The sequence below is a fragment of the Flavobacterium sp. genome (assembly GCF_036515215.1).
Taxonomy (GTDB): Bacteria; Bacteroidota; Bacteroidia; order Flavobacteriales; family Flavobacteriaceae; genus Flavobacterium.
This window is the reverse complement of record NZ_DATBVQ010000183.1, coordinates 1-5,705: the sequence shown is the minus strand read 5'-3', so window position 1 is coordinate 5,705 and position 5,705 is coordinate 1. Positions and strand designations below refer to the sequence as shown.

Sequence of the window (5,705 nt, the reverse complement as noted above, 5' to 3'; positions counted from 1 at the left end):
GTTTTATAAAATTTCATTAGTAAAGCTACTCAAATTTTTTTTTGAAGTCCCGCCAATCAATTAGAATATTCGGCTGATAAGGGTCTCGGGACTTTGCGCTGCTAAGAAATTTATTTTAGGGAAGAAAACTGTATAGAGCGTGAAAAAATATAATTTCTATTCATAACAACTTACCACACGAAAGGATTCGTGCGGGAGCGGCTTACTGGATTTTTCAGTTTTGTCTTCTATTTTGAAGATTGCTATTTAAGATTTCCATCGCTCCAAGTGTGGTATTATGTTATCAGCCATTTCTCTGGCTTTACTTTTTGGTATGCCCATTCTGGAAACAGCAATCTGAATATTCTTATAAATTTTTTCTTGAAGGCTAATACCTTCATCTAGAAATTTTCCATCTTTAAAGCAAAAACTACAATATTTATCACTAATGCTGTTATCAGCATTTGTTCCTCCATTATTCGGGTCTTTGTCAAGTGGCATTCCGCAACTCTGACAGATTTGTAAATTATCTTCCATTTTTCATTCTCGTTTTTATATTGAAAAGATTTTTATTTATCGGATCGCTTTCACGAATTCCTTGATTTTTTCGGTTCCGTTTTCTGTCAAATGCTGGATGAAAGCGCTACCAATGATAGAACCTTTAGCGAACTGTGTGGCTTGTTTGAAGGTTTCGGCATTGTTGATCCCAAAACCGATCACTTGGGGATTATTTAGGTTCATGCCGGCAATGCGTTTGAAATACGCTTCTTGTGTGCTGCCAAATCCGGATTGCGAACCCGTTACACTCGCCGAGCTTACCATATAGATAAATCCTTCAGAAACGCTGTCTATGAAACGGATGCGTTCGTCAGATGTTTGTGGCGTAATAAGGAATATATTTTTCAATCCGTATTTTTCGAAAGTTGCTTTGAATTCGTCGGCGTATACGTCAACAGGAAGATCAGGAATGATCAGTCCGTCGATGCCAATCTCCGCACATTTCTTGCAGAAATTTTCTATTCCGTATTGCAACATCGGGTTGAAATATCCCATAATCACCAACGGAATGGATACCGTTTTTCGAATGTCCTTAAGTTGGTCAAACAAAACTTGCGTGGTCATTCCGTTGTGCAAGGCTTGCGTTGAGCTGGCTTGTATCGTGGGGCCATCTGCCAAAGGGTCGCTGAATGGCAAACCTATCTCAATCATGTCAACACCGTTTTTCTCCAAATCCTCAATGATTTGCACCGTGTCGTTTAGATTGGGGTAACCGGCAGAGAAATAGATGGAAAGTATCTTTTTGTCTTCTTGTAGTTTTTGATTTATTCTGTTCATTGTGAATTTATTGTCAGATTAACAATCTGATTTGATCTTTTATTTTTTCTGATTTATGTGATGGCCGTAAAAGCCCAGGCCGTTTGATCGGATTGCAATTGGACTTTGATCCTTTTGTAATGTTTCCCCTCATATCTATCGGCCAGTTGTAGTTCTTGAAATGTTGTTTCGTAAACCATCCCGGTTATAGTGTCGTTTTTATTTTCGGTTGCCTCGATAATTGGATAAGACTCTATTCCGTATTCTTCCTCGATTTTTATCTCCTTTACCACGTATCCCACCAATGTTTGAGGAACGCCTTTTAATACTCTCCCAAAAACGGTTTCTTGAATGTCTTCCTCTTTTAGGTTTCCGTAAGCAAATAATTTTTCCATTTTTTCTGTTTTGAAAGTTATTTTAAAATCCAATTATCTTGTTTTGAGCTGCGTTAGGGATGGAAGCGACATCCTTTTTTGTGGTTTTTTTCAGCCACAAAAAAGATAAAGCGTACAGCCCGCCCGCGTTTTCAGCGGGAACGCCCCGAAATAAACTCAGATTAAATCTCTATAATTTAAAGTAGTCAATATAGGTATTTAAATCTTTGTCTCCACGTCCGGAAAGATTGATGACCACAATGTCCTCCGGCTTGAATTTCATTTCGTCCAAAACGGCGAAGGCATGGGCACTTTCTATGGCGGGAATCAGGCCTTCCATCTTGGAGAGTTTCAATCCCCAGTTCATGGCTTGCTCATCAGTGATGGATATGAATTGCGCTCTTCCGGTTGCGAAAAGGTTGGCGTGCATGGGGCCAACACCGGGATAATCCAATCCCGCCGAAATGGAATACGGTTCGGTTATTTGGCCATCTGCGGTTTGCATCAACAAGGTTTTACTTCCGTGAATGACGCCCACTTTCCCCAAGGCTGAAGTCGCTGCGCTTTCTCCGGAATGGACACCCAATCCGGCAGCTTCGACCGCAATAATGTTGACGTCCTTGTTGTCCAGAAAATGGTAATAAGCACCTGCGGCATTGCTTCCACCACCTACGCAAGCGATCACGTAATCCGGGTTTTCGCGGCCTTCTTTCTCCAATAATTGCTCCTTGATTTCCTTAGAGATAACGGATTGAAAACGCGCCACCATATCAGGATAAGGGTGCGGACCTACCACGGAACCGATGATATAATAGGTGTCTACGGGATTGTTGATCCAGTCGCGGATAGCTTCGTTTGTGGCGTCCTTTAAGGTCCTGGAACCCGATAGCGCAGGACGCACCTCGGCTCCCAGCATTTTCATACGGGCCACGTTTGGCGCTTGGCGCTTGATGTCTATTTCGCCCATATACACGATGCATTCCAGTCCCATCAATGCGCACACTGTTGCTGTTGCCACACCGTGCTGTCCGGCACCGGTCTCGGCAATAATTCGGTTTTTTCCCAAACGTTTTGCCAATAGGATTTGACCAATCGTATTATTCACTTTGTGCGCTCCCGTATGGCATAAATCCTCTCTTTTAAGATAGATTTTAGTATTGTATTGTGCTGATAATCTTTCCGCGAAATAAAGCGGAGTGGGACGACCCACATAATCTTTCAGCAAGGCATCAAATTCTGCCTGGAACCCAGGTTCTGCCGTAATTTTCAGATAGTTTTGACGCAGTTCCTCCACGTTGGGATATAACATTTCGGGTATATAGGCGCCTCCAAATTCGCCATAGTAGCCTTTTTCATTTACGTTGTATGACATAATTATTTTTTTATTTTGTTATCTGTAGGGATGCGCTGCAGTGCGTCTCTACGTATGGTTTTGCACAATTCTATATTTTTTAATCCGGGTTCTTTTTCAAATTTACTGTTTACATCGATGGCATAAACGGGCAAATTGGTCTTTAGAATTTCATTTACCGCGGCCACTCCCTCGATTCCGATTCCGCCACTCAGGAAAAACGGTTTTGTCGACGGATATTTTCCCAGAACAGTCCAGTCGAAAGTGGTTCCGTTTCCTCCAGGCAGTTTCCCCTTGGTATCAAAAAGGAAATAATCGCAAAGGGCTTCAAAAAGTTTCAAAACTTCAAAATCAAAACTGTCGATTATCGAAAAGACTTTTATGATTTCAACCTCTTTTGGCAATATGTTTTTTAACTCTTCACAAAACGCTACCGATTCCTGTCCGTGCAATTGCACCGCCTGCAAATCGTGCAGCAGCACCTTGTCCAAAATAACAGCGATGGTTTCGTTGACGAAAACCCCAACCTTACGGATCGATTTTGGCAATTCAGGAATAACACCGTCAAAGTAGCGCGCCGATTTCTCCCAAAATATAAAGCCCATATAATCAGGTAGGAGCGCAGCGACTTCGAGTATGTTGTCTGGGTGTTTCATTCCGCAGATTTTGAGTTTCATAGTCTTTTTATTTAACCGCAAAGTTCACAAAGGTTTCGCGAAGTTCACAATGCTTTTATACAAACTTTTTGATTGGTTTTATTTTAACTGTTTAATAAATTCGGTTGCAGATTTGCCGGCATTGTCCGTTTTCATGAAGTTTTCGCCTATAAGGAAGCCTTTGTATCCATAGGGTTTCAGTTCGTTTATCGCTTCGATGGAACTGATGCCGCTCTCGGAAACTTTCACGAACTCGTCCGGTATTTGAGCCGCCAATTGCTTGCTGAAATCCAAGCTGACTTCGAATGTTTTCAGGTTCCTGTTGTTGACCCCGATCATATCCAATGTGGGCATGATTGATTTTTCCAGTTCCTCCCTGTTGTGCACTTCCAACAAAACTTCCAATCCTAAGCTTTTGGCAAAATCGGACAATGATTTGATTTCTTCGCGTGTTAAAACCGCGGCAATAAGCAAAATCAAATCAGCGCCATGAGCTTTGGCTTCCAGGATTTGGTATTCGTCGACAATGAACTCTTTTCGCAATAGCGGAATGTTTACCGAGGCCCTCGCCAAAAGCAGATCATCAAGTGAACCCCCGAAATATTTCCCGTCCGTCAAAACAGAAATACCGCAAGCACCTGCATTTTCGTATCCTTTTACCACTTCTTCCACTGTAAAACTAAGGTTGATAACAGATTTTGAAGGGGAACGGCGTTTGTGCTCAGCAATGATTCCCGAAGAACTGTTCCTTAGATTTTGACTCAAAGAAATAGTTTCTTTTCCAAAGAAAACCGAAGCTTCCAATTGCGAGACCGGAATGATGGATTTCTTGAGAATGACTTCTCGTTTTTTATCTACTATTATTTTGTCTAAAATGTTCATCGTTTAAGTTATTTAAAGATTGAAAAATTTAAAAGATTGAAAAATTCCAATCTGTATAAAAAATTTAGTCTTTGATTTTAGAATTTAAATACTTTATAAAATTGGAAAGGTTTTGCGAAATTTCAATACTGAGGGTATAACTTTCGTTTATCTGGCTTTCTTCACAAAAACCAAGCTCTCTTGAAAGTACCAGCATACTTAGTACTTCGGCACAACTACCTTTAGAAATTTTTAAATATTTAATCAATTGTTTATTACTATTATATTCAGATCCTTCGGCAATATTATTTGTAATTGAAATAACGGCCCTTTTTATTTGATTTTGAAAACCATATTCTTTTTCAAAAGCTTTTTCGTTTAATAATTTGAAGACTAATTTAGCCAATTGAATTCCTTTTTTATAAACTTCAAATTCTTCAAAGGACTTTGTCATAATCTTTAAATTTTTAAATCATTTAATTTTTCAATTTCTGCTTATTTGCTTAACTCTTGTAACTTATTCAAAGCTTTAAGCCCTTTCCCAGATAGTAAACTTTCCTTAGCCAGTTCGAATCCTTCCAACGGGGAACATTTGGTTACGGTTGCTATTGCCATTCCCGCATTGGCGCAAACGACGTTGTTCTGGGCTTCTGTGCCTTTTCCAGAAATGATATCGGTGAACATTTGTGCCGATTCGTCGATGGTTTTTCCGCCTTCGATTTCGCTTTGTGACAAAAGGCGTATGCCAAAACTTTCGTTAGACAGCATTCCCTCCATAGAGCTGGTGATAATCTTTGTCGGACTCGTGAGCGACACTTCATCATAGCCGTCCAATGAATGTAAAATGGTGAAATTCACATCGGTGTTTTGATACAAATAGGCATACATTCTGGCGAGTTCCAAATTGAAAACGCCCACCAATTGATTTTTTGGAAATGATGGGTTTACCATCGGGCCTAACATGTTGAAGAAGGTTTTTACCGCCAACTCTTTTCGGATAGGACCGACGTTTTTCATGGCTGGATGAAATAGGGGAGCATGCAAAACGCAAATTCCCGCTTTATCGATACTCCTTTCCAGAAAATCATTCTCGTTGCTGAATTTGATTCCCAATTTTTCCATCACATTAGATGAACCAGAAATGGAAGAAACACCATAGTTACCGTGCTT

8 protein-coding genes are annotated in these 5,705 nt (G+C 40.4%); all 8 read right to left on the bottom strand.

The window, feature by feature from the left end:
• Nucleotides 1-246: 246 nt before the first annotated feature.
• Nucleotides 247-516, bottom strand: coding sequence for a zinc ribbon domain-containing protein (locus VIH09_RS12695; protein WP_331581565.1), 270 nt, complete (start codon nt 514-516; stop codon nt 247-249).
• A 36-nt stretch (nt 517-552) separates the two neighbouring features.
• Nucleotides 553-1,314: a tryptophan synthase subunit alpha gene (gene trpA / locus VIH09_RS12690; protein WP_331581563.1), complete on the bottom strand. Its 762-nt coding sequence runs from the start codon at nt 1,312-1,314 to the stop codon at nt 553-555.
• Between the two features lie 53 nt (nt 1,315-1,367).
• A complete protein-coding gene (locus VIH09_RS12685) occupies nt 1,368-1,688 on the bottom strand; it encodes a gamma-glutamylcyclotransferase family protein (protein ID WP_331581561.1) in 321 nt (106 codons plus the stop codon).
• A gap of 169 nt (nt 1,689-1,857) precedes the next feature.
• Complete coding sequence (gene trpB, locus VIH09_RS12680) at nt 1,858-3,039, bottom strand: tryptophan synthase subunit beta (RefSeq protein WP_331581559.1); 1,182 nt, start codon at nt 3,037-3,039, stop codon at nt 1,858-1,860.
• Between the two features lie 2 nt (nt 3,040-3,041).
• On the bottom strand, nt 3,042-3,695 hold the full coding sequence (locus VIH09_RS12675) for a phosphoribosylanthranilate isomerase (RefSeq protein WP_331581557.1): 654 nt from the start codon (nt 3,693-3,695) through the stop codon (nt 3,042-3,044).
• A 78-nt stretch (nt 3,696-3,773) separates the two neighbouring features.
• Nucleotides 3,774-4,556, bottom strand: coding sequence for an indole-3-glycerol phosphate synthase TrpC (gene trpC, locus VIH09_RS12670; protein WP_331581555.1), 783 nt, complete (start codon nt 4,554-4,556; stop codon nt 3,774-3,776).
• A 64-nt stretch (nt 4,557-4,620) separates the two neighbouring features.
• Entirely contained in the window at nt 4,621-4,989 is a 369-nt protein-coding gene (locus VIH09_RS12665; protein ID WP_331581553.1) for a four helix bundle protein, read from the bottom strand.
• 41 nt (nt 4,990-5,030) lie between these two features.
• Nucleotides 5,031-5,705: anthranilate phosphoribosyltransferase (locus VIH09_RS12660; protein ID WP_331581551.1), on the bottom strand; the 675-nt coding region annotated here is incomplete at its 5' end.